The organism is Marinobacter mangrovi (genome assembly GCF_016798325.1).
Classification (GTDB): Bacteria; Pseudomonadota; Gammaproteobacteria; order Pseudomonadales; family Oleiphilaceae; genus Marinobacter_A; species Marinobacter_A mangrovi.
Genome location: NZ_JAERVO010000006.1, coordinates 212,093 through 235,987, shown reverse-complemented (window position 1 = coordinate 235,987; position 23,895 = coordinate 212,093). Strand labels below are relative to the sequence as shown.

Annotated in this window: 25 protein-coding genes and 1 tRNA gene; 11 read left to right on the top strand and 15 right to left on the bottom strand. The window is 59.8% G+C overall.

All coding sequences use genetic code 11. The features are described 5' to 3' along the window. Nucleotides 1–5 precede the first annotated feature (5 nt). The gene (gene astD / locus JL474_RS17745; RefSeq protein ID WP_203143122.1) at nucleotides 6–1,487 is read left to right on the top strand and encodes a succinylglutamate-semialdehyde dehydrogenase; all 1,482 of its coding nucleotides are present in this window, start codon (nucleotides 6–8) and stop codon (nucleotides 1,485–1,487) included. A 170-nt stretch (nucleotides 1,488–1,657) separates the two neighbouring features. Next, complete coding sequence (astB, locus tag JL474_RS17740) at nucleotides 1,658–3,001, top strand: N-succinylarginine dihydrolase (protein WP_203143121.1); 1,344 nt, start codon at nucleotides 1,658–1,660, stop codon at nucleotides 2,999–3,001. 190 nt (nucleotides 3,002–3,191) lie between these two features. Here astB and JL474_RS17735 read toward each other — a convergent pair whose 3' ends face one another. After that, a complete protein-coding gene (locus tag JL474_RS17735) occupies nucleotides 3,192–3,830 on the bottom strand; it encodes a TetR/AcrR family transcriptional regulator (RefSeq protein ID WP_203143120.1) in 639 nt (212 codons plus the stop codon). A 211-nt stretch (nucleotides 3,831–4,041) separates the two neighbouring features. Between JL474_RS17735 and JL474_RS17730 the strand changes: the two genes are divergently transcribed. Together JL474_RS17730 and JL474_RS17725 are read left to right on the top strand one after the other, a co-directional pair. Next, nucleotides 4,042–5,148 (top strand): efflux RND transporter periplasmic adaptor subunit, encoded by a 1,107-nt coding sequence (locus JL474_RS17730; protein ID WP_203143119.1) that lies wholly within the window; start codon nucleotides 4,042–4,044, stop codon nucleotides 5,146–5,148. Continuing rightward, complete coding sequence (locus tag JL474_RS17725) at nucleotides 5,145–8,177, top strand: efflux RND transporter permease subunit (protein WP_203143118.1); 3,033 nt, start codon at nucleotides 5,145–5,147, stop codon at nucleotides 8,175–8,177. Before JL474_RS17730 ends, JL474_RS17725 begins: the two co-directional genes overlap by 4 nt. A 485-nt stretch (nucleotides 8,178–8,662) precedes the next feature. On the opposite strand, the gene astE is transcribed toward JL474_RS17725, so the two are convergent. The 5 genes from astE to JL474_RS17700 form a co-directional block, all read right to left on the bottom strand. After that, a complete protein-coding gene (gene astE / locus JL474_RS17720) occupies nucleotides 8,663–9,679 on the bottom strand; it encodes a succinylglutamate desuccinylase (protein WP_203143117.1) in 1,017 nt (338 codons plus the stop codon). Nucleotides 9,680–9,689: 10 nt separating this feature from the next. Further along, nucleotides 9,690–10,409: an ABC transporter permease gene (locus JL474_RS17715; protein WP_123635360.1), complete on the bottom strand. Its 720-nt coding sequence runs from the start codon at nucleotides 10,407–10,409 to the stop codon at nucleotides 9,690–9,692. A 4-nt stretch (nucleotides 10,410–10,413) separates the two neighbouring features. Then, nucleotides 10,414–11,118 (bottom strand): ABC transporter permease, encoded by a 705-nt coding sequence (locus JL474_RS17710; protein ID WP_123635361.1) that lies wholly within the window; start codon nucleotides 11,116–11,118, stop codon nucleotides 10,414–10,416. A 57-nt stretch (nucleotides 11,119–11,175) separates the two neighbouring features. Beyond that, complete coding sequence (locus JL474_RS17705) at nucleotides 11,176–11,931, bottom strand: transporter substrate-binding domain-containing protein (protein WP_123635362.1); 756 nt, start codon at nucleotides 11,929–11,931, stop codon at nucleotides 11,176–11,178. Between the two features lie 122 nt (nucleotides 11,932–12,053). Beyond that, nucleotides 12,054–12,824 carry an ABC transporter ATP-binding protein gene (locus JL474_RS17700; RefSeq protein WP_123635363.1) on the bottom strand — a complete coding sequence of 257 codons (771 nt, stop codon included), beginning with the start codon at nucleotides 12,822–12,824 and terminating at the stop codon, nucleotides 12,054–12,056. Nucleotides 12,825–13,545: 721 nt separating this feature from the next. Between JL474_RS17700 and JL474_RS17695 the strand changes: the two genes are divergently transcribed. Beyond that, nucleotides 13,546–13,740 carry a hypothetical protein gene (locus JL474_RS17695; RefSeq protein WP_123635364.1) on the top strand — a complete coding sequence of 65 codons (195 nt, stop codon included), beginning with the start codon at nucleotides 13,546–13,548 and terminating at the stop codon, nucleotides 13,738–13,740. A gap of 90 nt (nucleotides 13,741–13,830) precedes the next feature. Here the strand turns inward: JL474_RS17695 and JL474_RS17690 are convergent, their stop codons facing one another. Further along, nucleotides 13,831–14,064: a TIGR02647 family protein gene (locus JL474_RS17690; RefSeq protein ID WP_123635365.1), complete on the bottom strand. Its 234-nt coding sequence runs from the start codon at nucleotides 14,062–14,064 to the stop codon at nucleotides 13,831–13,833. 244 nt (nucleotides 14,065–14,308) lie between these two features. Here JL474_RS17690 and JL474_RS17685 point away from each other — a divergent pair, with 244 nt between their 5' ends. Then, nucleotides 14,309–14,932, top strand: coding sequence for a DUF2959 domain-containing protein (locus JL474_RS17685; RefSeq protein ID WP_236012344.1), 624 nt, complete (start codon nucleotides 14,309–14,311; stop codon nucleotides 14,930–14,932). A 16-nt stretch (nucleotides 14,933–14,948) separates the two neighbouring features. Here the strand turns inward: JL474_RS17685 and JL474_RS17680 are convergent, their stop codons facing one another. Together JL474_RS17680 and JL474_RS17675 are read right to left on the bottom strand one after the other, a co-directional pair. Further along, nucleotides 14,949–15,710: a hypothetical protein gene (locus JL474_RS17680; protein WP_203143115.1), complete on the bottom strand. Its 762-nt coding sequence runs from the start codon at nucleotides 15,708–15,710 to the stop codon at nucleotides 14,949–14,951. A 6-nt stretch (nucleotides 15,711–15,716) separates the two neighbouring features. Further along, nucleotides 15,717–15,905 carry a hypothetical protein gene (locus JL474_RS17675; RefSeq protein WP_123635368.1) on the bottom strand — a complete coding sequence of 63 codons (189 nt, stop codon included), beginning with the start codon at nucleotides 15,903–15,905 and terminating at the stop codon, nucleotides 15,717–15,719. A 174-nt stretch (nucleotides 15,906–16,079) separates the two neighbouring features. Between JL474_RS17675 and JL474_RS17670 the strand changes: the two genes are divergently transcribed. From JL474_RS17670 to JL474_RS17650, 5 genes are all read left to right on the top strand, one after another. Further along, nucleotides 16,080–16,382 (top strand): hypothetical protein, encoded by a 303-nt coding sequence (locus tag JL474_RS17670; protein WP_203143114.1) that lies wholly within the window; start codon nucleotides 16,080–16,082, stop codon nucleotides 16,380–16,382. Nucleotides 16,383–16,464: 82 nt separating this feature from the next. Beyond that, nucleotides 16,465–16,746, top strand: a complete 282-nt coding sequence (locus tag JL474_RS17665) for a hypothetical protein (protein ID WP_203143113.1) — start codon at nucleotides 16,465–16,467, stop codon at nucleotides 16,744–16,746. A gap of 141 nt (nucleotides 16,747–16,887) precedes the next feature. Next, complete coding sequence (locus JL474_RS17660) at nucleotides 16,888–17,061, top strand: hypothetical protein (protein WP_203143112.1); 174 nt, start codon at nucleotides 16,888–16,890, stop codon at nucleotides 17,059–17,061. Between the two features lie 107 nt (nucleotides 17,062–17,168). Further along, nucleotides 17,169–17,729: a hypothetical protein gene (locus JL474_RS17655; protein ID WP_203143111.1), complete on the top strand. Its 561-nt coding sequence runs from the start codon at nucleotides 17,169–17,171 to the stop codon at nucleotides 17,727–17,729. A gap of 3 nt (nucleotides 17,730–17,732) precedes the next feature. Further along, nucleotides 17,733–17,912 (top strand): hypothetical protein, encoded by a 180-nt coding sequence (locus tag JL474_RS17650; protein WP_203143110.1) that lies wholly within the window; start codon nucleotides 17,733–17,735, stop codon nucleotides 17,910–17,912. Nucleotides 17,913–18,120: 208 nt separating this feature from the next. On the opposite strand, the gene JL474_RS17645 is transcribed toward JL474_RS17650, so the two are convergent. The 6 genes from JL474_RS17645 to JL474_RS17620 all read right to left on the bottom strand — a co-directional run bounded on the left by JL474_RS17645 (nucleotide 18,121) and on the right by JL474_RS17620 (nucleotide 23,799). After that, nucleotides 18,121–18,693, bottom strand: a complete 573-nt coding sequence (locus JL474_RS17645; protein ID WP_203143109.1) for a DUF4276 family protein — start codon at nucleotides 18,691–18,693, stop codon at nucleotides 18,121–18,123. After that, complete coding sequence (locus JL474_RS17640) at nucleotides 18,690–19,877, bottom strand: AAA family ATPase (RefSeq protein WP_203143108.1); 1,188 nt, start codon at nucleotides 19,875–19,877, stop codon at nucleotides 18,690–18,692. The genes JL474_RS17645 and JL474_RS17640 overlap by 4 nt, the downstream gene beginning before the upstream one ends. A 145-nt stretch (nucleotides 19,878–20,022) precedes the next feature. Next, nucleotides 20,023–20,098: transfer RNA gene (locus JL474_RS17635), tRNA-Phe, on the bottom strand. A 104-nt stretch (nucleotides 20,099–20,202) separates the two neighbouring features. Further along, nucleotides 20,203–20,478 (bottom strand): oxidative damage protection protein, encoded by a 276-nt coding sequence (locus JL474_RS17630; protein ID WP_123635373.1) that lies wholly within the window; start codon nucleotides 20,476–20,478, stop codon nucleotides 20,203–20,205. Nucleotides 20,479–20,524: 46 nt separating this feature from the next. Next, nucleotides 20,525–21,589, bottom strand: a complete 1,065-nt coding sequence (gene mutY, locus JL474_RS17625; protein WP_203143107.1) for an A/G-specific adenine glycosylase — start codon at nucleotides 21,587–21,589, stop codon at nucleotides 20,525–20,527. Continuing rightward, nucleotides 21,589–23,799, bottom strand: coding sequence for an AsmA family protein (locus JL474_RS17620; RefSeq protein WP_203143106.1), 2,211 nt, complete (start codon nucleotides 23,797–23,799; stop codon nucleotides 21,589–21,591). Before JL474_RS17620 ends, mutY begins: the two co-directional genes overlap by 1 nt. Between the last annotated feature and the right edge of the window lie 96 nt (nucleotides 23,800–23,895).

Below are 23,895 nucleotides of genomic sequence, written 5' to 3'. Positions count from 1 at the left end.
TTGCTATGACTGTTAAATTGACCGGAGAAGTCCTCATCGATGGCAAATGGCTGACCGGCCACGGCCCGGCCCTGGAATCCGTCCAGCCGGTGACCGGCGACGCGGTGTGGGAAGGCCACAGCGCCGATGTTGAGGACGTCGACGCCGCCGTACGCGCTGCCCGTGCCGCTTTCCCGGCCTGGCGCCGCAAGACCTTCGAAGAGCGTCTGGCCATTGTCGAAGCGTTCGGCAAGGAACTGGAAGCCAACAAGGAAGAGCTGGCCCACACCATCGGCCTGGAAACCGGTAAGCCGCTGTGGGAATCCCGCACCGAAGTGGGCGCCATGATCGGCAAGATCGCCATCTCCAAGAAGGCCTATGAAGATCGCACCGGCTACAGCGCCAATGAAGTCCCGGGCGGTCAGGCCGTCTTGCGCCACCGTCCCCACGGCGTGGTTGCCGTGTTCGGCCCCTACAACTTCCCGGGCCACCTGCCGAACGGTCACATCGTCCCGGCTTTGCTGGCTGGCAACACGGCCATCTTCAAGCCGAGCGAAATCGCCCCGGCCGTGGCCGAGCTGACCCTGCGCCTGTGGCAGAAAGCCGGCCTACCGGACGGCGTGATCAACCTGCTGCAGGGCGAGAAGGACACCGGTATCGCGTTGGCCAGCCACCCGGGCATCGACGGCCTGTTCTTCACCGGCAGCTCCAACGTCGGTCACCTGCTGCACAAGCAGTTCGGCGGCCAGCCGGAGAAAATCCTGGCGCTGGAAATGGGCGGCAACAACCCGCTGATCGTGCAGGGCATCGACGACCTGGACGGCGCCGTTCACAACGCCATCCAGTCCGCTTTCTTGTCTGCCGGCCAGCGCTGCACCTGCGCGCGTCGTCTGCTGGTGCCGAAAGGTACAGCGGGTGATCGCTTTGTCGATCGCGTGGTCGAGGTGGCCAGCAAGATCCAGGTCGGTCGTTTCGACGCCGATCCGCAGCCGTTCATGGGCGCCCTGGTGTCTGTTGCGGCGGCCGACGGCCTGCTCAACGCCCAGGCCAGCCTGATCGAGAAAGGCGGCAAGTCGCTGCTGGAAATGCGTCGCCTGGAAGAGGGCACCGCGCTGCTGTCGCCGGGCATCGTCGACGTCACTGACATTAAAGACCGCGTGGACGAAGAGCACTTCGGTCCGCTGCTGACTGTGATCCGCTACAGCAGCTTCGATGAAGCGCTAGAGATCGCCAACGACACCCGCTACGGCCTCTCTGCCGGCATCCTGACCGACGACCGCGCCCTGTACGAGCGCCTCACCGAGGAAGTCCGCGCCGGTATCGTCAACTGGAACCGGCCGCTGACCGGCGCCAGCAGTGCGGCCCCGTTCGGTGGTGTGGGCGCCAGCGGCAACCATCGCCCGAGTGCCTACTACGCGGCGGATTACTGTGCGTGGCCGATGGCGTCGCTCGAGTCCGAGAAGAACACCATGCCGGAGTCCCTGGCCCCGGGCCTGAGCTTCGAGTAAGGCCTTTGGTGCGTGTAGCCGACGCTTTAGCTTCGGAGCAGGCGCAAGCCTGCCGGGTTGTATCGGGGGACTGACGTCCCCTCCGAAGCTGAAGCGTCGGCTACATTGATATTGACCTGCGTTGCGCCTGATCGGCACAGAACAACCCAGACGAATTTTGTGAGGTTTTCATGACCCAACACGCCACTGAAGCCAATTTTGACGGTCTGGTCGGACCGACCCACAACTATGCGGGCCTGTCCTGGGGGAATGTGGCCTCCAAATCCAACGTCAGTGCCGTGTCCAATCCAAAGGAAGCGGCGCTGCAGGGCCTGGCGAAGATGAAAGCCCTGGCGGATCGCGGCTTCGTGCAGGGCATCCTGCCGCCGCACGAGCGGCCGCACATCCCGACCCTGCGCAAGCTGGGCTTCACCGGCAGCGACGGTGAGATCCTGTCCCAGGCTGCGAAGGAAAATCCGGTGATCCTGGCGGCCGTGTCGTCCGCCTCCTGCATGTGGACCGCCAACGCAGCGACGGTATCCCCGAGCGCCGATACCCACGACCACCGGGTACACTTCACCCCAGCGAACCTGGGCGCGAAGTTCCATCGCTCCATCGAGCATGAGGTGACCGGTCGGGCACTGAAGTCGATGTTCTCGGACGAAGCCTACTTCGCCCACCACCCGGCACTGCCGTCGATCAGCCAGTTCGGTGACGAAGGCGCGGCCAACCACACGCGTCTGTGTGGCGCCTACGGCGATCCCGGGGTGGAGCTGTTCGTCTACGGCCAGCAGGCGTTTGACGAGTCGGCGCCGGCGCCCAAACGCTTCCCGGCGCGCCAGACCCTGGAAGCGTCCCGCGCTATTGCCCGGCTGCACGGCCTGAGCGACGCGCGCGCGGTGTTCGCCCAGCAGAATCCGGATGCGATTGATGCCGGCGTGTTCCACAACGACGTGATCGCGGTAGGCAACGGCAACGTGCTGTTCTACCATGACATGGCCTTCCTCAACGAAGCCCAGGTCCTGGCCGACGTGCAGGCGCGCCTGAAAGGGGCCGAACTGCAGGCGGTAAAAGTGAGCACCGACGAGGTGCCCATGGCCGACGCGGTCAGTTCCTACCTGTTCAACAGCCAGTTGCTGACCCAGAAAGACGGCTCCATGCTGCTGGCGGTGCCGGGCGAGTGTCGTGAGATCGAGTCCGTCAGCCGCTACCTCGACAAGCTGGTGGCCCAGGGTGGCCCCATCAAGGCGGTAGAAGTGTTCGACGTGAAGCAGTCCATGCGCAATGGCGGCGGCCCCGCCTGCCTGCGTCTGCGGGTGGTGCTGACCGACGACGAACTCAAGGCCATGCACGACGGCGTGCTGATGGACGACGCCCTGTACGAACGCCTGACCACGTGGGTGGAAGGGCACTACCGGGACGAGCTGACCCAGGACGACCTGGCCGATCCGATGCTGCTGGATGAGTGTCGTCACGCGTTGGACGAACTGACCGGGATTCTGGGGTTGGGATCGATTTACGATTTCCAGCGGTGATTCAGCTTGGGGTTATAGCCTGAGAGGCCTTTTCTTGGCTTCTCCCCCCTCTCCCCTAGCCCCTCTCCCTCCAGGGGAGAGGGGCTAGGGCTGTGCAAACCGGCAACTCGAGATGATGCTCCCTCTCCCCTGGAGGGAGAGGGTTGGGGAGAGGGGGATGCCTCCGAAGGCGCCAGATCTCCCTTCACCATCAAGCCCTGATCGACCGCACCAACATCTCCATCGTATGCCGCACCAGCGAATCGCTGGGGTATGTCGCCAGCGGGCCGTCCTCGCCCATCTCCTGCTGGCACATCATGATCACCCCGTGCAGGGCGCCACGCAGGTAGAGCGCGGTCTGGAAGCAATCACTCACCTGGGCGGCATCGATACTGCCATCTTCGATCCCGGCGTTCAGGGCCTCCACCATCAATGACATGGTCTGCATCTCGCAGCCCACCATCTGTTCCGTCTCGTCGGCGTCGGCATCCTGCATGGCGGTGGTGGCCCGGGTGAGGGCATCGAAATAGTTGGGCTCTTCCTGCCAGAAACGGTAATAGGACGTACCCATTTCGCGGATCTTATCGAGGCCCGTTTCACCGGCCTCCAGAGCTGCCCGGAACCGCACCCGTAGCCGTTCGGCCGCTCGCAGCATAATGCCTCGCTGAATAGCGGCCTTGTCCTTGAAATAGACGTAGAGCAGGGCCCGGCTCAGGCTCGCGGTGCGGGCAATTTCGTCCATGGACGTCCGCTCGTAGCCTTTCTCGGCAAACATGGTTTCCGCTGCGTCCAGGATGGCGTCCTGTCGCTGCTGTTTTTCCCGTTCCCGCCTTGCCTGCAGGTCACTCATAAAACCGGATCCTCTCTGACTGCCTGGAGCGGTGTCATACCGCTCTGATCCATGCAGGGACTTTATTCATATTCTAGTCGTTGACAAAGTGTCAAAGAATGACATGATGTCTTAAAAGATCGTTCAGGTCATGACCGATTGCAAATTTAATGGATACCCCGTTCAACATTCGCCCGGAAGGAATCCGGGCTTCAGCCCACTGGTGATCACGATGAATACCACCGCCCGACGTTTCTCCCTTCCTTTCCTGGCTCTGCTGATGACGGCGGTCGCCGCCGGATTGAGTGGCTGTGCCGAGTCGGTTGGCGCGCCCGAAGCGCCGGATACGTCCGTCAGCGTGCGTGCCGCCCCTGTCAGTATCACGGCGGACCAGGCCGAGCCGCTGCGTTTTGCGGGCATTGTCCAGGCGCGCCAGCGAGCGACGCTGACGTTCCAGGTGAGCGGTACGATCCGGGAGCGCCCGGTGGAGTTAGGGCAGCGGGTGACACAAGGGCAGGTGCTGGCGCATCTCTACAACCCGGGGCTGGAACCGGCCCGGGATTCCGCCAGGGCGCGCCTGCAGGAGCTGCAGACCCAGCTCGACCAGGCGGGCCGGGAGTGGAAACGTTCCCAGCGTCTGTTTGAACGGGGTGTGGTCTCGGAGCAAACCCTGGAGCAGCTCGAAGCCAAGCGGGATGCGCTCAAGGCCAGCGTGTCCACCGCCCGGGCATCCCTGGCCGAGGCCGAGCGGATGGTCGCCGAAAGCACGCTGAAAGCGCCGTTCGATGGCCGCATTGAGGCGGTGCTGGTGGAAGCCGACGAATTTGTCGGCGCTGGTCAGCCGGTCGCGCGCCTGTCTGCGCCCAAGGGGATGGAAGTGGAGGTTCGGGTTCCGGCCTATTTGCTGGATCAGGTGACGCTGAATGAACCGGTACAGGTCTGGTCTGTACAGCGACGGGACCAGGCACCCGTAACCGGTACGGTCAGTGAAATCGCCCAGCCCAGCGGCCTGCGGGGGGAGCTGCATGCGGTGATGGTCAACCTGCCGGACGGCGAGTTGGAGGCGGGCGCGCCGGTGGAAGTCGGCATCGCTTCGCCCAATGCTTCTCTGCTGTCCGTGCCGCTACTTTCTGTCATGCGCTCGGCCACCGGCACCTCCGTGTTTCGTATAGCCGAAGATGGCGATCGGCCCACCGCTGAACGGGTGGATGTGGCGGTTCGGCGGATCATGGGCGAACACGCGATTCTCGCTGATGGCACGCTCAAAGCGGGCGATCAGGTGGTTTACGCCGGCATGACGCGGGTGACGCCGGGTGATGCCCTGGAGATCCTGCCATGATGGGCCGGCTGATGCGGTGCCGCCGACTGCTGGGCATGGTGGTGACCATGCTCTGCCTGTTGGGGATAGCCGCCTACAACACCATGCCCCGGCAGGAAGACCCGTCCTTCCCGCACCGGGCCGGGCTGCTGACCGTCAGCTATCCGGGCGCCAACGCCGACGCGGTGGAGCGGCTGGTGCTGGAGCCGCTGGCGGACGAGCTGCGCCAGGTTGAGGAAGTCGACTTCGCCTCCGGCACCGCCCGAACCGGCGTGGCGGTGGTCAATATCCGCCTCAACGACACCATCTACGACACCGACGCCGCTTGGGATCGGGTGCGCCAGGCCATGGAGCGGGCCCGTCACGATTTCCCGGACGGCGTCGGCACCATGAACCTGGAAGATCGGCTGATCAACATCCCCTCCATCGTGCTGGCGGTAGGCGGCTCGCCGTCGGTGACCGAGCTGAGCGAGCAGGCGGAAAAGCTCAAGAACAACCTGTTGGATATTCCCGGCGTGTCCCGCATCGAACTGGAAGGGGACGCCGACGAGCAGATTACCCTGGCGTTGGACGACGCAGCGCTCTACCGGTTGGGGGTGTCGCCGTCACGGGTGCTGGAAACGCTGGCCCAGCGCAACCAGGTGATCCCCGGGGGCTTCCTCGTGGTGGACGGCCAGCGGATCTCCATATTGCCGAACAGCGAGTTCGGCAATCTCGATGCCATTCGTGCCACGCCGATCGAGCTGCCGGACGGTTCCCAGGTGCCGCTGGCATCCGCCGCTGAAATCTGGCGCGGCCCCGCCGAACCCCGGCAGCCGGAAACCTGGGATGACGGCGAGCGGGTGGTGCTGGTCAACATCATGCTGGAAGAGGGCAAGACCGACGCCATCCGCTTTGGCGAGCGGGTGCGTGAGCGCCTGGCCCAGTTGAAGCCGGCATTCGCGCCCTACACCATCCAGGAAATGTTCTTCCAGCCGGACAAGGTCCAGGACCGCCTCGACAACCTGGCCTGGAGCTTGTTGTTCTCCGTCCTGATCATCATCGCCGTGGTCTTTACCGGCATGGGGCTGCGGATGGGATTATTGGTGGCGACCATCCTGCCGATGGTCACGCTGATCAGCATCGGGCTGTATGACCTGGGTGGCGGCATCCTGCACCAGATCGCGGTGATCGGGATGGTGATTTCCCTGGGTATTCTGATCGACAACGCCATCGTGATTGTGGAGAACATCCAGACGCTGCTGGACGAGGGCGTCGCCCGTATGGAGGCGCTCGTTCGTTCAGTGAAAGAACTGGCGGGACCGCTGGGCGCGTCGACCGGCACCACGCTGGCCGCATTTGCGCCGCTGCTGCTGTCCAAGGGTGGCACGGCGGATTTCACCCGCGGCATTCCGGTCATGATCATGCTGACCCTGTCGGTCAGCTACCTGCTGGCGATTTCGGCCGTGCCCCTGTTGGCGGCGCGTTTCCTCAAGCCGCGGAAACAGGTCAGGGCGGATCGACTGGCGGGGCTGGCCCGCGTGCTCGGCGGACTGGTGTCCCGGGCGCCGGGTTGGCTGGTGCTGGGTGGTGTCGTGATGGTCGTTGCGAGCATGGCGCTGACGCCATTTCTCAAGCAGCAGTTCTTCCCTAATGCGGACCGGCCGCGGGTGGTCGTGGAGCTGTACATGCCCGAAGGCACGGACCAGGCCAAAACCGCGACCGTGGCCGCGGATCTGGAGCGAGCGATTCGCAGCCGCCCGGAGACGGTCAACGTGCATCGCTTTGTGGGCTTTACCGGTCCGAGCTTCTACTACAATCTACGGCGCGCGCCCCAGGCGCCGAATCGCGGGCGCCTGGTGGTCAAGACAGAAACGCTGGCGCAAACCACCGGACTGGTGCACTGGATTCGGGAATACGCCGCCGAGGCGTTGCCGGAAGCCGATCTGACGGTCGGCATTCTGGGGCAGGGGCCGCCCCGCGTGGCGCCGGTGGAGGTTCGCCTGTCTCACCCGGATGACAGCGTGCGCGCTCAGGCTGTGGAAACCGTCTATGCCGGTCTGAGACAAGCGCCTGGCGCGGTGGGTGTCCGCCACGATCTCGATCCCGGTGTGCCCAGCGTGCGCATCAATGTGGACGACGCGGTGGCCGCCCGTTATGGCATTTCGCGGGCCGATGTGGCGCGCAGCCTCTATGGGCAGAGCTTCGGCATGGTGGCCGAGCAGTACCGGCAGGAGGACGATCCGATCCCGCTGGTATTGCGCTCCCGCGAGGGCACCGATCTGTCCCTAAGCCGCCTGCTGTCGATCAACGTTTATACGGCCCAGGGCAAGGCGGTGCCGTTGTCCGCCGTAGCCACCGTCAACACCACCTGGGAGCCGGCAGCGCGCTACCTGCGCAATGGCGTTCGGGTGAATACCGTTACGGCCAATCTCGAAAACGGTTACAGCTTCAGCCAGGCATTGGGCGGACTGGAAGGCTACCTGAAAACCCATCCGCTGCCACCGGGCACGCGGATGGAGTACGGTGGCGACGCCGAGGGCTCCAAGGACGCCAACAGCGCCATCCTGACCACCGCGCCGATCGGTGTGCTGTTGCTGCTGTTCTTCCTGCTGCTGCAGTTCAACTCGTTCAAGCGGGTGGGGATCATCCTGCTGACGGTACCACTGGCGACCGTGGGTATTTTCCCGGGGCTGGTGCTGTCCGGTTCGCCGTTCGGCTTCCAGTCGCTACTGGGCGTGATCGCGCTGGTGGGGATTGTGGTGAACAACGCCATCGTGCTGCTGGATGTGATGGACCGGCAACTGGAAGCCGGGCAGCCGATTCGCGATGCGGTAAGGCTGGCGGTGGAGCAGCGCACCCGGCCGATCCTGCTCACCACCGCGACGACGGTAGCGGGTTTGCTGCCGTTGGCGTTCTCCAGCTCCACGCTCTGGCCGCCGATGGCCTGGGCGATCATCTCCGGCCTGCTGGCCTCCACGGTGCTGACGTTGCTGGTGGTGCCGGCGCTGTGTGTGAAGGTGATTCGTGGGCCGGTGGTGGCGATGGAAGAGGCGAGAATTCCGGGATAGCGCTGAGGCGTAGGTTGGGCTGACGCAGGAAGCCCAACAATGAGCATGCGCCGGATGTTTGCGCTATCGCGGAATCTGCTTGATGCATAGGCTCTCAAACAGTAGTTCGGGCTCCTTTGGAATGGGAGAAATTGGTTGCAAGACTGGGTTGTTGGGCTTCCTGCGTCAGCCCAACCTACGGGCTGGCGTTCAATGATGAGGTTTCAGGAGGCTCGGTGTTGAGTCCAGGGCACCTTCGGCGCCTCAGAAGCTGAAGCGTCTGCTACATGCTCGAGTTAGAGGAAAAATGTAGCCGACGCTTTAGCTTCGGAGCAGCCTGTAGGGCTGCTGGCGTTCAATGGTGAGGCTTCAGGAGGCCCGGTGTTGAGGCCGGGGCGCCTCAGAAGCTGAAGCGTCTGCTACACGCTCGAGTTATAGGGACAATGTAGCCGACGCTTTCGCCTCGATGGGGCCGACAGGCCCCAGAAGGTATCGGCAGACTGAAGTCAGGACTTCTCCCGCACCAACAACCCAACCCGCTGCCCCACAGGCACATTCCGATTCGGGAAGATGATCGCCTCTGGCACGTCACCCACCTTGTACTGGGTCTCGCTATCCTCCCAGATGACGGTACCGGGCTGGTACGGCGTAAAGTTGGCGATGTCGTCCGGTACGTGGAACTGGAAATCGTCCCCGGTATTCAGGATCTCATACACCACTTCGAACACGGCCAGCTCGTCGGCGTTTGGCGGTGTGGGCGCGGGTTCGTCCCGGAACAGGCGGCGCAGGGCGCTTTCGATGCCTTTGAAGCGCAGCAGGTCGTTCTGGCCAAACGGCCGGACCTTGCCCAACTCGATGGTGAAGCTCTCGGCACCCAGATGGCTGGACGAAAAGGACGAGAAGGTCGTACCCGACTTGTGCTGCAGCAGCAGGGTATGCACGTCCGCTTCCAGCAGGAAATCGCACTGCTCCTGCGGCACCTCGCGGCCTTCCACAAACGGGTAGAGCGCGAACTTCTCCCGCAGTGAGGGGCGAATCGCCGTGTGCAGGTCGTAGTGGGTAACGGTGTCGGCATCACCCACGAAGTCCCGGCAGGTCTGTTCGAGCAGGGCAGCGCGCTCCGCCTCGGGCGACCCCGCGTAGGGTGCCTTGGCGTGGGCGCCGCTGAAAAGCCGGTTCATGTTGTGGTCCACAAACCGGTCACCGGCGACCATCGACAGTGGGTTCCCCAGGATCAGCAACGTCCGGCGCCCGATGGTCCAGTGGCCGCTGATCAGCTCATTCAGCAGACCATTGACCACTTCGATCGGGGCGGTTTCGTTGCCGTGAACGCCGGCGGAGATGATCAGCCGGCGGTCATCCGCCGCAGCCGGGACCAGCTCCAGAATACCGGTGTCCAGACGCCGGATTTCGGCACCGTCCGGCAGGCGGGTGGTCACAGGGACTGACGTCTGGCCGGCCCGGGAAAGAGTATGGGCGAGCCAGTCCGGCTCGCCGTCGAACAGGGTGTTGCGCACTGACATGAGGGCGTACTCAGCTCAGCGGTTTGAGGTGTCGCAGCATTCGCTTTTCCAGCTGGCGGAAGACGAAGATGATGGTGAACGTCAGGGCCATGTACATCAGCGCGACGGCGATGAAAGCGTCGAACGGGGCGTAGAAACGGGAATAGATATCCCGGGCCGCGCCGGTCAGGTCGACAATGGTCACCACGCTGGCGATGGCGCTGGCGTGCAGCATGAAGATCACCTCGTTGGAATAGGCCTGCAGGGCACGGCGGGCCGCGCTGGGCAGGATGATCCGACGGGTGCGCATGAACCAGGACATGCCATAGGCCTTGGCCGCTTCCACTTCACCATGCGGGGTCGCCTCGAGGGCGCCGCGGATGATTTCCGTGGTGTAGGCCGCGGTATTGAGCACGAAAGCCAGCAGGGCCGGGTAGAACGGATCCTTGAAGATCGTCCACCAGAAAGTTTCCTGGATGCCTTCGATCTGGGCAATGCCGTAGTAGATGATGTACAGCTGGATCAGCAGCGGTGTGCCCCGGAAGATATAGGTGTACAGCCACACCGGGCCGGAAACGAACGGATTGCGCACGGTGCGCAGGATCGCCAGCGGCACGGAGAGAATCAGGCCGATCAGCAGCGAGAGGAACACCAACTGCACGGTCGTCACCAGACCATCCCAGTAGTGCAGCATGGTGGTGGCGGTGAACACATCGTGGGTGTTCAGCCATTGAATAATAAAATCAGGCATGGCTTCAGTCTCCCTTCACGACGCCGACGCTAACGCGGCTGTTGACCCAGCGGATGAACAATTCGGATCCGGCTGTGAGGAGGAGATAAACCACGGCCACCGGCACGAAATATTTGAACGGTGCGTGTTCGGCCTTACTGGCCTGTTCGGCGACGCGAACCATGTCGGTCAGACCGATGATGGACACCAGTGCGGTGGTCTTGAGCAGTACCTGCCAGTTGTTGCCCACGCCGGGCAGGGCATGGCGCAGCATCTGCGGGAACATGATGCGACGGAAAGTATGCCAGCGGGTGAAACCGTAAGCCTTGCCGGCTTCGATCTGGCCGCTGTCGACCGCGAGGAACGCCCCACGGAAGGTTTCCGTCATGTACGCACCGAAGATCAGGCCGATCGTCAGCACGCCGGAAATAAACGGGTCGAACTGCAGGAACCAGTCGATATCGAACTGGTAGTACAAAAAGTCGGAGAGCTTGTTCACCAGAACCTGCCCGCCGTAATAAAGCAGCAGCATCATGACCAGATCCGGAACACCACGGATCAGGGTCGTATAGGCGGTGGCGCCGGCGTAGAGCCCGCGGTTACCGGAAAGCTTTGACGAGGCGCCAATCAAACCAAGGACGACCGCGAGCAGGAGCGACAGCAATGCCAGCTCAACGGTTACCACCGCGCCTTTCATGATTGAAGGGCCGTAGCCGTGCAGATCAAGCATGGATAGGTCCGTGTTGAGGACAGGCCGCCGGCGGGATGCCGGCGGCCGTGCCGGGGTTTACATCTTGACGTCGTAAGTGAAGTATTTCTTCATGATGGTGTCGTAGGTGCCATCATTTTTCAGCTTCTCCAGCGCCTTGTTGATCTGGTCGGCCAGATCCTGGTCACGCTTGCGCATGGCCACGCCAACGCCTTCACCCAGCTTCACCGGCTGGCCGATTTCGTGGAAACCGTCGCGGTTCAGCAGGGTTTGCTCGCCTACCGGGTAGTCAACGAAGACCATGTCCAGACGCTCGCCTTCCAGGTCCAGGACCATGTCGTCAGCGGTGGTGTAGCGCTTGATTTCAACCGTGCCACTCATGTTCTCGGTGACGTAGGTGTCCATGGTGGTGCCGCGCTGAACGCCGACGATCTTGCCCTTCATGGCGTCCATGTCGGTCGGGTCGGTGTTGACGTTATCCTTGGCGAACCAGCCACCCGGGGTGTTGTAGTAAGGCTTGGAGAACAGGACTTTTTCCTGACGCTCCGGGGTGATGGACATGGAAGACATGATGGCGTCGAACTTGCGCGCCAGCAGGCCCGGAATCATGCCGTCCCAGGACTGGATGACGAAGTCACAGTTGGCTTGCAGCTCTTTACACATGGCTTCGGCCAGCTCGACCTCGAAACCGGTCAGGGAGCCATCCGGCTTCTTGTATTCGAACGGCTCGTACGGCACGTCGAAAGCGATGCGGATGTCTTTCCATTCTTTCGCCTGCACTGAGCCGGTCATCACGGCCAGGGCACAGGTTGCTGCAACAATCAGCTTTTTCATGAGTCGCTTCTCCATTGTTTTGCCTTTTGGCTTTTTTTATCCAGTGACGTTGCCATCACTGTTTTTCTGAACCTTTCCCGACCCCCGATGGTGCGGCGTCGCGGACTGATCCGATCCGTTAATCAGAACTTGGGCGCCAGGAACTGCTTCATACGCTCCGAATCCGGATTGTCGAAGACTTTTTCCGGCGTCCCCTGTTCTTCAATCCGGCCCTGATGCAAGAACAGGACCTGACTCGACACATCCCGTGCAAACGCCATCTCGTGGGTCACCACGATCATGGTTCGACCTTCTTCGGCCAGGCTCTGCATGACCCGCAGAACTTCGCCTACCAGCTCGGGGTCGAGTGCCGAAGTCGGTTCATCGAACAACATGACTTCCGGCTCCATCGCCAGGGCCCGGGCAATGGCCGCGCGCTGCTGCTGGCCACCGGACATGTGGGAAGGATAGTAGTCCTTGCGTTCGTAGATACCGACTTTGTGCAGGTAGGCTTCGGCGCGCTCGATGGCCTCCTTCTTGGGCACCTTGAGCACATGCATGGGGGCTTCGATGATGTTCTCCATCACGGTCATGTGGGACCAGAGGTTGAACCCCTGGAAGACCATGGACAGCTTGGCGCGCATCAGTTCGACCTGTTTGTTATCGGCCGGCACCCGGATGCCCTTGCGGTTCTGTTTGAACCGAATTGGTTCACCGTGAACGATCACCTCACCGGCAGTGGGCGTTTCCAGCAGGTTGATGCAACGCAGGAACGTACTCTTGCCTGAGCCGGAGCTGCCGATCAGCGACACCACATCGCCTTTGCGGGTTTCCAGGGAAATGCCCTTGAGCACTTCATTCTCATTGAAGGTTTTGTGGATGTCTTTACAGATCAAGGGCGCATTTTCCGCCATGAATGACTCCTGAGCCTGTCGATAACAGTCGGTATCTGAGTAAAAGATAGTCGCAAACGTGCAGGTACACTAACCCCTTGATACAGCAATCCGTGTGCCGTCGGGAGTGTGGTGCATCCGCTGCAATTGGGAAGAGGGGAGATCTACTCGTCGAGGACCTTGGCGAGAACGAGCTTAGCCACGGGAGATTGGCCAATCAGCGCTGCCGGCTGCAGGCGCGGACGGCTCACCGTGGGAATAAATGATAGGTATGTCATCATCTGAAGGCTTTGCATTGTGCTTTTACCTGCTACCGTCACCGGGATCACCGGCCGGCTGCATTGCCCTTCTCTTTTTTTGGACCGTCTTACCCCGTATGCCGTCGTTTTGCCTCTTTTGGGGCACTTCCAACACGATATCGGCACCGGGAATGCGGTTGGATAGCGTTATGTTTTACGGACTGTTGGCCTAAAAATCAATAGTGACGACACTCCCGGCCAACTCGATGGCGTTGATTATCGGTTATAGATATGTCAAAAAAAGGCGCTTGCAGAGCGAGTTACGGCTATCCTGCAAATCCGGCCCGAATACAACGCGGGTCACAAAAAGAAACGGTTTTAACCTTCGCTGCCGAGTTATTTTGTTAGGGTGAACAGGTTGCTCATCGGGGTTCTGGAATCCCGGCACGGACGAAACCGCGTGATGGATCACGGCATGAACAATAACAACAGGAACGCGTTGCATGGCTGTCACGCAAAACAATGTACTACTGGAACGAGGGCTCCTGCGGGTGACCGCACGCCCCTGTGAGGAACTGCCGTCTCCCGACAGCCTGACCTATGACGTGGAAATCGTCGGTCAGGAAATCCTCCAGAGTTTCCCCACCTTCGATGAAGCCCGCCAGTTTGTCGACATGGTCGCGCCGAACGACGACTAGTGCCGTTGCACCCTACAAGCAGACTCTGAATACCGAATATGAGTAGCGCGCCTCGAACGGTGATCGGCTCGACGAGGCGCGCCACCTGATTTACTTCAGAATCGATAGCACCCGTTGGGCGTGCTCGGCGGCCTCAATGCCCAATTGCGTCAGGTAACCGCCGTCTTTCTGGGTGGTCAGGCCCTTATCGAAAAGCCGCTGCGCCGCGTCCACCGCATCCAGGTCGGCGCTGTGGCCATGCACCTTGATGCCCTCCTGGGTGGAGTGCAGGTTGAAAAGCGTCAGCAGGTTCAGTTCAGCAATCTGGTCTTTGGTAAACGTCATCGTTGGGCTCGCTCGCTTGTTGTTGTGTATTGTCTAATTTGTATCGTATTGGGCGGGTTTCGCAAGGGCCTTTATCGCCGATAACAAGTTGTCTTGGTCGCCGGATCGGGGCAAGGTGGCGCCATTGGCGGCGTCTCGACGGATGCCTTCTTTACGGAAACACGGTAATCAACGAGGAAATAAAGCTATGGCTGGGGTTAGCAGGGCAGGATCGCCCTTCGGGTTGAGATGGGTTGGATTGTGGATGCTGTCGCTGATCACTCTGGGCGGCTGCAGCTCCCTCTACTACGACGCCATGGAAGAGCTCGGTATCGAGAAACGCGACATCATGGTCGATCGCGTGGCCGATGCCCGGGATGCCCAGAGCGAAGCCCAGGAAACCTTTCGTTCCTCGCTGGAGCATTTTCAGAGTGTCGTGAACACGCCGGACTCCGAACTGAAGGCCAAGTACGAAGAGATTCGCGATGCCTACGAAGAGAGCCAGGATGCCGCCGACAACGTGCGTGACCGGATCGATGCCGTCGAGGATGTCTCCGAAGCCCTGTTCGACGAATGGGACGACGAGCTGGATCGTTACCAGAGCGATTCCCTGCGCCAGGCCAGCGCGCAGAAACTGAAAGACACCCGACAGCACTACGACCAGATGATCACCCGCATGCACCAGGCCGAGGAGCGCATGGATCCGGTGCTGGAAGCCTTCGAGGATCAGGTGCTGTTTCTCAAGCACAATCTCAATGCCCAGGCGATCGGTTCACTGCAGGGTGAGTTGGGCCGTATCCAACAGGATGTGGACGCTTTAATCCAGAATATGGAAGCGTCGATTGCCGAATCCGAAGCCTTTATCCAGCGCTTCAAGTCGCAGAACTGACCGTTCAAACGTTGGGTCAGGCGGTCGTCGGGATCGCCTGGCTCTCCCGCAGACTCTTGTAGGCGTTCAGGTCGAAGAACGACACGTGCACGATGTGTTTGGTCGGGATCACGATCCGGAATTCGGACAGCCGGTCCAGCTGGGCGCCTTCTTCCAGCAGCCCTTTCTCTTCGTAGTGGTGGTAGTAGTTCCGCAGCAGCTTGAGCTCCAGGTCGTCATCGTTCCGGTAACCGCTGAGCGTCGGGATGATCGAAATGGAATCCAGCAGCGCCGCCTCGGTGTGCACGTGGGTCACGATGCCGATGTAGCACTTGCGGGTATCCAGCGTCAGCGACACCCACTGCTCGCTGCGCAGCGCGTCCAGGAAAATGCCTTCCAGCTCATCGCCCAGGCAGGCCTTGCGCAGTTTGCGCAGGCGAACCCCCGGATTCTTCGTCCGCCACTTGCTGAAACCGCCACTGACGCCGGCCAGTAGAAAGGCGAGCAGGGCAATCAACAGCTCCCGGGGCGTCACCGCCTGGCTGGTGTAATCGCCGATGTGCGCGTTGAGTCGGCCGAGCGTGGTATCGAGATGGGGCAGGGCGTGTGACGGCAGATCGAAGCCGTCGATCAGCATGACGATCAGCGTCGCCAGGATGACAAAGACGAAACCGTAGAACGCAACGGAGAAATAGCTTTCCCAGCCGGAGGAGCGTTTCTGCTGGTAGCGTGCGGGCAGGTGCAGGGAGGTGAAGATAAAACCACAGACCAGCACGAATGCGACGTAAAGTACGCCCATGTGGTGTCAGGCAGTCTTGCGGTCGGGTTCGAAATCCTTGAGGCTCTGGAGTTGGGCGCGAATGGAGCGGATCACCTCTTCATTTTCGAGGTTCAGCTTGGCGTTGCCGTCCTTGTCCACACGATAGCGACCGGCCGAGTCCTTCCCGGCGTCGTCTTTCCCTTTTTTCCAAAATCCGAAGAATCCCACGGACATAAGAGCCTTCTCCTCGCTTTCGGGTTAAGAGTAGCGAATTTGATCAGTCCTTGTCCATCGGCTCTGTCAGACCCCGGTGCGATCGCTTACAAATCATCTTCGAAATGCATTGCTAATCCGGGTAATAGGGTATCTGATGATTAGACACCCTTTGGAGATGTCAAGGACACCGTCATGATGAGACAGTTCTTTGTTGATCTTGAATCCAGAAGGGATGGGTCGCATCTGGTGCATGTGAATGGCTGCATGCTTATGCCGGAACGTGACCAGTGCCGATTTCTTGGCAGGCATGCCTCGCACAAGGATGCCGTCGCCGATGCTTCGACATTGTTCTCAGGAGCCTGTGCCTGCTTTTACTGCAATGAGGATTTCTGGGACGATCGCTCCGATGCCATTCCGGCATCGATTTTCAGCCATATCACACCGCTGCCGGCGGACGTGCCGGCCGGCTTTCGTCATCTGGAGCCGCCTCGCTGAGTAGGGGCGCTCGCCCTCCAGGCTGATCATAGGCAGACCCGCTGCTGAACCGGTCCGGCTTGGGGCATAGAAGGTGCCCATCATGGCCAATCTCTATTTTGTTGATCGATATCCCCAGGAGGACGGCTTGCACACCGTGCATGCCGATGGTTGCACCCTGGTGCCTGATGAGGACCACCGTCTCAATCTCGGTTTCCATGACACGCCGCGCAGCGCATTGAACGACGCCCGTCGGTTTTACATACGCGCTCATCCCTGTTTCTACTGTGCCCGGGCCTGGCAGTTCGGCCTGGTCCGGTCAGATGGACTGGGCCGGGACGACGGCGAGCCGTCCCCATGGGGTAGCACCGAGCCCGTATTCTGAGCGACGGATTTCCAGGCCCCTGGAAAGGCATTGAACCGGCGGTGTCACGATTCGCCACAATCCGTCCTTAAAGGTACTGAGATCGTCATCTGCATCCGACGATAGTCTTGCTCCTGAACCTTGATCCCATCAGGAGCACCCATGACATCGGAATGCCTCACCAAACACTGGCTGGAACTCTGCGACGAAGCCAACCAGGCCGAAGCGCGGTACGCATTTGAGCGGACGTTTCAGAACCTGCGGGAAATGCGGCGGATTCAGAAAAAGCGGGACAAGCTGGCGAAGAAGTTGGTGCGGTGCCGGTTTTGTTCGTAGCCTTTATGCTGCTGTCGTTTTGATAATGACCCAATTATTCGATAGCGTAGAGCCTCCCCGAACGGAGTCGGGGCATCGCCCTCCGAGTCGTACAACAAGGATGTACAGTGAAAAAAAGTTGCGCCCTCCTGCTTTTGAGCCTGCTATTCAGCGCCGCTGCGTGCAGCTCACCGCCGGTCAAAAACACCCAATACGACGCACTTACCGCCGAACACACGGCCCAGTTCAGCCTGAGCCCCGTTGCGACTTTGCGAATCGCTACCGAGGACTTAAACGGCGTCAAAGTCATTGGCGGGCAAGGACTGACCTTCATCTACCCCGATGGCTCTAATATCTATTTCCAGACTGTTATGGCCCGCTCCATGGGCTTCCCCGACGCCAACCTGCATGACTGGCCGCTCTATCTCTTCGGACTGGAATCGGGGGAGGGAAGTGACGCTTTCGTGCAGGAAGCGATGAAATCCAAGCGCTATGTCGTGGACGAAGAAATCGCACCCACGGAGATCCGGGTGTTCCCGACACACAACGGCAAAGGTTACTGGGCGTTGGGCCCCGAAAAATCCTTGATCGTTCTCACGGATGAGCACGACACCTCCCAGCTCATCATGATCAATGTCTCCGGCATGTCGGAGGCCCGAATCAAGGACATTATCAAAGGAGTGATTTAAGTCATGTCGCTATCCATGCAGGAAAAGGAAGACCTGCTCGATATCATCGAAATCGTCTTTGGCAACGACCCCGCCATCGCCTCCCAGGTCAGCAATTTCAACGACCGCACCGTCGCTGCTGTCGAGGATGCATTGCAGACGCTGGTTCGTTGCAATGACAACATGCGCCAACGTGATGGTTAAAGGTTGGCTCCGGGACATCATCAGCAAGCTGCGGATGGAGCTTTCATCCGGGCGGATTCAGTTTGATGGGTTGGGGTGTCGGGTGGTAACGGTGAGCAATTGGCGGAATGCGGTGATTATGTCGGTGTATTGAGAAGAGTTTGAGAACCGGGATAGAAAATAGTTCTGTCCCGGTTTCTTCGGTTTCTTATTAAGACTTTGTTATACGTTATATGCGACCTTCTTGAATGTCATCGGTAAAGCTGCTGAGACCCATTATTAAGTCTCTAAAGCTTGGTGAAGTGTTACGATCCACATTCATATGAGCCGCAATTTCTCTCGATCCCTTCAATTTTTGATATTTTGAAATGATTTGCTTAAGTTCGTCAGCTGCGTTGGCTAAAGAGTCGGGGTCACGATACTTGGCGGTTCTTTTCAATTTAGTGATTTTAGGTTCGCCAAAAGCAGCAGCAACAGCATCGAGATCGCCAATAAACCAACTTTCTAACTCATGAATCGCTATCCGAATGAGTGTTTCCGGTCTTCCACCGCTATGGCAAAGATTAGACAGTCGATTAATAACTGTTTCAAAGTCACTTTGGTCTTTGTCGCGTATAACAACAAAGTAGGTGCCGGGTTGCCTCCAACCCCTTAGCTTCCTGGGTATGGATTTTTCAAGGTCTTGCTTGCCTTCATGCGGTATGCACTGATAGGTTACTGTATCTGGTAGGCACTGAGGTAAAACGTGGTCTAGCACATTCTTGGCTGAAGGCTCCTCAAGAAGAAAAACTAGATGTTTCATTGTGGGTCGATTCCTTCGAAAAGACCTTGCTTCCAAAGTGCTCCTGGTAAATCACCCTCCCCGACTAGGCTCCTCAGAAGATCACTATCTGATGCTCTCTTGATGATCGTAATTCCCTGATCCTTTTTTAGCCAAAATATCTCATCTAGCTCCACGCTGTTAAGCATGTCTGGGGAGTGTGTTGATACCATGACCTGCCCGCCATGATCTGCATACTCTCGAAATTCTTCAGCAAGCTCAGCCATTAAGCCTGGGTAAAGTTGGTTCTCCGGCTCTTCGATGCACAGCAGAGGGTGAGGCGATGGGTCATTGAGTAGTAGTAGATAGGCAAACATTTTAATTGTCCCATCGGAAACATATCTTGCTATAAATGGGTCTTTAAAGCTTCCATCTTGGAATTTGAGTACAATCCTGCCGTCATCCGTTTCCACTGCCTCTACATTCTCTATGCCAGGTACACGTTGCTGCATCTTTTCGAGAATTGAACTAAAAACTTCGGGGAATTGTTCGTAAAGATATTGCGCAACTAGCGCCGTGTTGTTGCCCTGTGGCGTTAAATGTTCGGCATAACCTGCATCCTGTGATGGCCGAGCCTCACTTATATGGAAATCAGATACATGCCAGTTCTCTATCAACTGCCGAAATGCGTTAGCAGCTTTGAATCGCTGAAACTGACCTAATCCTTTAACTGCCAATATATCAGGGCTATCTAGCTGTTGTTCTTCACGTTCGAGTTCTTCATCAGCGCGGTTAAAGTCCTCCTCGTTCACTATCGCGTAACCTACACCTTTCCTAAAATCTAAAAAATGGAAAGGGGAGCCATAACTTTTACGCTTGTATCTAAGAATCTCTCGCTGAACTACTGGACGACCATTCTCTGATGAAATTTCCAGTTGATAGGTTACAAGACGCTCAACTCCTCCAATTGGTAGGCGAAATTGTAGAGTTAACTCAATGGCTTCAGTCTCATGCCCTCTAGTGACTACCTCACGAAAGCCACCTCTCTTTTGTAGAGCTACTCGAACATTGCCGCTTAATGCATCTTTGAGAAAGCCGAAAATATCAAAAATGGTGCTTTTCCCTGAGCCGTTTGCACCTATGAACACGCACAAACCGGGTATATTCCTAATTGTAATGTTTTGAAGAGCTCGATAATTCTTAACCTTCAAGGTTTCCAATTTCATAATTTTTACGTTCACGTGATTGGTATATAAAAGTATAGGTGGCGGCGAAAAATGATGTGCTGAGCTAAAGACTGCATTCCAGAAAGGAAAAAGTGAAGGGCCAGAAACGAAAAAAGCCGCTCGAGTGAGCGGCTTTTCAGAATAATGGTGCCCGGAGGCGGAATCGAACCACCGACACGGGGATTTTCAATCCCCTGCTCTACCGACTGAGCTATCCGGGCAACGGGGCGGTATTAAACCGGTTTAGGTTGACGGAGTCAAGGCCGTTTCAGAGAAAATTTCTCGTCTTTCCGGGAGTTGATCAATCCCTGTTCAGTGAGGCGTTTCAACGCTCTTCCGGCGGCACGAAGCCCTCGGCCTGTTCGAATTCCTCGTTGTCCAGGAACTTCTCCATCTGGGCCTTGAGGTACTTCCGCGCGAACGGGTCCATCATGTTCAGGTGCTTTTCGTTGATCAGCATGGTCTGCTGGTTCTGCCACTCCTGCCAGGCCTGCTTGGAGACGGTCTCGTAGAGTTCCTGGCCCTTGGCGCCGGGCATGGGCGGCATGTCGAGGCCTTCCATCTCTTTCTGGTACTTGCGGCAGAATACGGTGCGGCTCATGTCGGCTCCTTTCGGGGTGTCTTCAATTCCGGCGATGGTAACAGAATCAGAGCAGGGTGGTTTGCTCGGGCTGGGTTAACAGCTTGCGGATCGGGCTGGGGATGCCCAGCGTGGGCGCGTCTTCCCGCGGCTGCCAGGCCAGGTCGGCGTTGTCCATCTCGGCGGCAGTGCCGGCGTGGCGCAGGCGCACCGGGTGGATGTGCAGGTGGTAGTGGCTGAAGGTGTGGCGGAAGGCGCTCAGGGGCTGGGCGTCGTCGCAGGCGATGCCCAGTTCGCGTTCGGCCACTTCCGGCAGTTCGTCCAGGGTGATGGCGGTGTCCAGCTCTGGCAGGCTCCAGAGGCCGCCCCAGATGCCACTGGGCGGGCGACGTTCCATCAGCAGATTGCCGGCGTCGTCCTCGATCATCAGCAGCCAGGTTTCCTTTTCCGGCTTGGCTTTCTTCGGTTTGGACTCGGGCAGGGTAGTGGTCAGGCCCTGGGCCCTGGCTTCGCAGTCGTCGGCCAAGGGGCAGTGGTCGCAGTCCGGTTTGCGGCGGGTACAGACCATGGCGCCCAGGTCCATGATGGCCTGGGTGTAGTCCCGCACGCGCTCGTGGGGCGTGTGCTGCTCGGCGTGCTCCCACAGCGCGCGCAGGACGGCGGTCTGGCCCGGCCAGCCGTGGACGGCATGGTAGCGGGCGAGCACGCGTTTGACGTTGCCGTCGAGGATGCTGGCGCGGATGCCGTGGGCCTGGGCCAGGATGGCGGCGGCGGTGGAGCGGCCGATGCCGGTGAGGGCTTCGAGCTGTTCCTGGTCTTTCGGGAATTCGCCGCCGTGGTCGGCCATCACCGCCTTGGCGGCTTTTTGCAGGTTGCGGGCGCGGGCGTAGTAGCCCAGGCCCGACCAGTGCTGGAGCACGTCATCCACCGGCGCTTCGGCCAGGCTCTTCACGTCCGGGAAGCGGGCCATGAAGGCCTCGTAGTAGGGGATGACGGTGGTCACCTGCGTCTGCTGCAGCATGATCTCGGACACCCACACGTGGTAGGGTGTCCGCTCTTCGTGCCAGGGCAGGTTTTTGCGGCCGTGCTGGTCATACCACGCCAGCAGCCGGTCGGCGACGCTGTCGGCCATTACTTGAACAGCCCCTTGAGCGCGCCCTTCACCTTGTCGCTGGTGTCCTTGTCCAGCTTCTCGTTCAGCTTGTCGCCCAGTTTTTCGTCGATGGCCTTGTTCACTTCTTCCGTTGCCTTTTTCTTGGCGGCGTTGGCGGCCATGTCCTTGAGGGTGTCGCGGAAGCGCGAGCCGTCGAAGGAGCACAGCTTGGCCGGATCGCCGGAAATGTCGCCGCGGCATTCTACAGGAATCACCACGTTTTCGACGTACTTGGTGACGCGGCAGGCTTCGTCGCGGTGGATCTCACCGACAACGCGCAGGCCGGCCTCGTAATCCAGGTCGCTCTTGGCAAGGTCGACGGTGCCGCCGCCCTTTAGCTCCATGCCGGCCAGGGCGGCCGTCAGGTCGGTGTTCTTGACGGTGTTGCCGTCGATCTTGAGCACGCCGTGCATGTCGTTGAACGGTGTGGAGTCGCCCCAGTCGGTCGTGGTCAGGCTCTCCTGGTTGGCCAGCGCGATGCCCTGACAGGCCATCTTCGTCAGGTTCATCTTGTTGAAGCTGCCCTTGTCCAGGTTGAACTTGATGTCGCCCTTGGCGTTGCTGCGCAGGGCGGATAGGCGATTGCCCTGGGTGGTGATGTCGGCGGTCAGGTTGGCGGCGCCGGAAAGCAGCTTCATGTCCGCCAGGTCGGTGAGCAGCGACAGGGTCTGGATGTTGTTGGCCCGCTCGGTGATCTTCCACGTCGGGTTGTCCTTGCGCGCATCCAGCGTGGCCTGCACGTTGAAGTCGCCTTCATACAGCTTGCCGGCGAAGGGGTCGACCTTGATCAGGCCGTTCTTGGCGGAGATTTTTGACTGAATATCGGTGATGGTCAGGTTGCTGGCAACCAGTTCGCCCAGGCCCAGATCCACGTCCAGGTCGAGGCCGCGCAGGGTGTCCAGCGGCAGCAGGTCGGATTCCGGTGGGGCCTTGGTGCTGCCCGGCGCCGGGGCGCCGCTGTTGTCGCTGCTGGCGGTTTCGGCGGCCGGCTGGTCGGACTTCGGCGGCAGGTAACGGTCGACGTTGATCTTGTCGCCTTTCAGTTTCAGGTCGATGGCGGTGTTGGCCAGACCCAGTCCGAAGCTGCCCTTGAAGGTGGTGTCGTCCAGCTTGAGCTGCAGGTTGTTCAGGTCGATCTGGCCCGGCTTGCCACCGATGTCGGCGGAGAAGGACGCTTTCTTGAGCACGTCCGGATCACTGGTTTCGATCGGCGCCTGGCCGAGCGTGTCCATCAGGTCGCGGATGGAGAATTCAGCGACGGACAGCTTGCCGTCCAGCTTGGGCTTGTCGCCGAAGCCGGCCACATTGAGGTCCGCGCTCAGCTCCAGGCCGGCCAGTTTGGCAACGAAGTCGGAGAGGGACGCGGTTTCCTGTTCCAGGTTGGCGGCGGCGTTACCGGTGAAACTGGCGTTGACGGTCTTGCCGCCGACGGCCGCGCCTTTGAGCTCAAAGCTGCTGTCCAGGTCCTGCATCTGGAACTGGTTGAGGGCTTCGTTGGCGTTCAGTTGCGCCTTGATCTGCGCGACCACGTCCAACTCTGGTTCGTTGGTGGCGAAATGGAAGCCGAGGCTGAGCGGGAAGGTCTGGCCCAAGGTGATGTCACTGGCGTTGAGCGAGAAGTCGTCGAGCGTGACGGACTGGCCGGTGCCCTGATCCGAGTAGTGCACCTGGGCGTTGGTGATGGCGATTTCCTCGACGTTGAACTTGAGCGGTTCGCTGCCGCCTTGATCCGCCGCCGGTGTTTCTGCCGGAGCCGGTTCTTCTTTCTGGGCGGTCTGTTCGTCAGCCGGTTTCGCTTCGCCCTCCGGCATGATGCGTTCCCAGTTGCCCTGGCCCTGCTTGTTCTTGACCAGACGGGCGTCCAGGCCGTCGAGTGTGAAGGTGTCGACCGCCGGCGACATGCTGATCAGCGACCAGAAGTCCACTTCCGCCCGCAGCAGGTTGAGCTTCACGAACTGATCGCCGTCAAGCTTGGCATCCACGTCGTTCACTTCCAGCCCGATGGGGATGAACGACCAGCTGATGTCGCCGTTCAGCGACAGGTCGAGGTTGGTTTTCTTCTCGACGATTTTCTCGATCTGGGGTTTGTAGTCGTTCGGGTCCAGCACCATCGTGGCGATCACGACCGCGGCAGCGATCAGGACGATGACGGCGACGACGGCAATCAGCAGGTAGCGAAGCGCTTTCATGGCAGCAGTATCCTTACGGCTATGTTGATGGCTGGCCCGGAGCGGCTCGCGGGCGCCGGTCATTCGGTGCAGGCAGGGCCGGCCAATCATTGAATG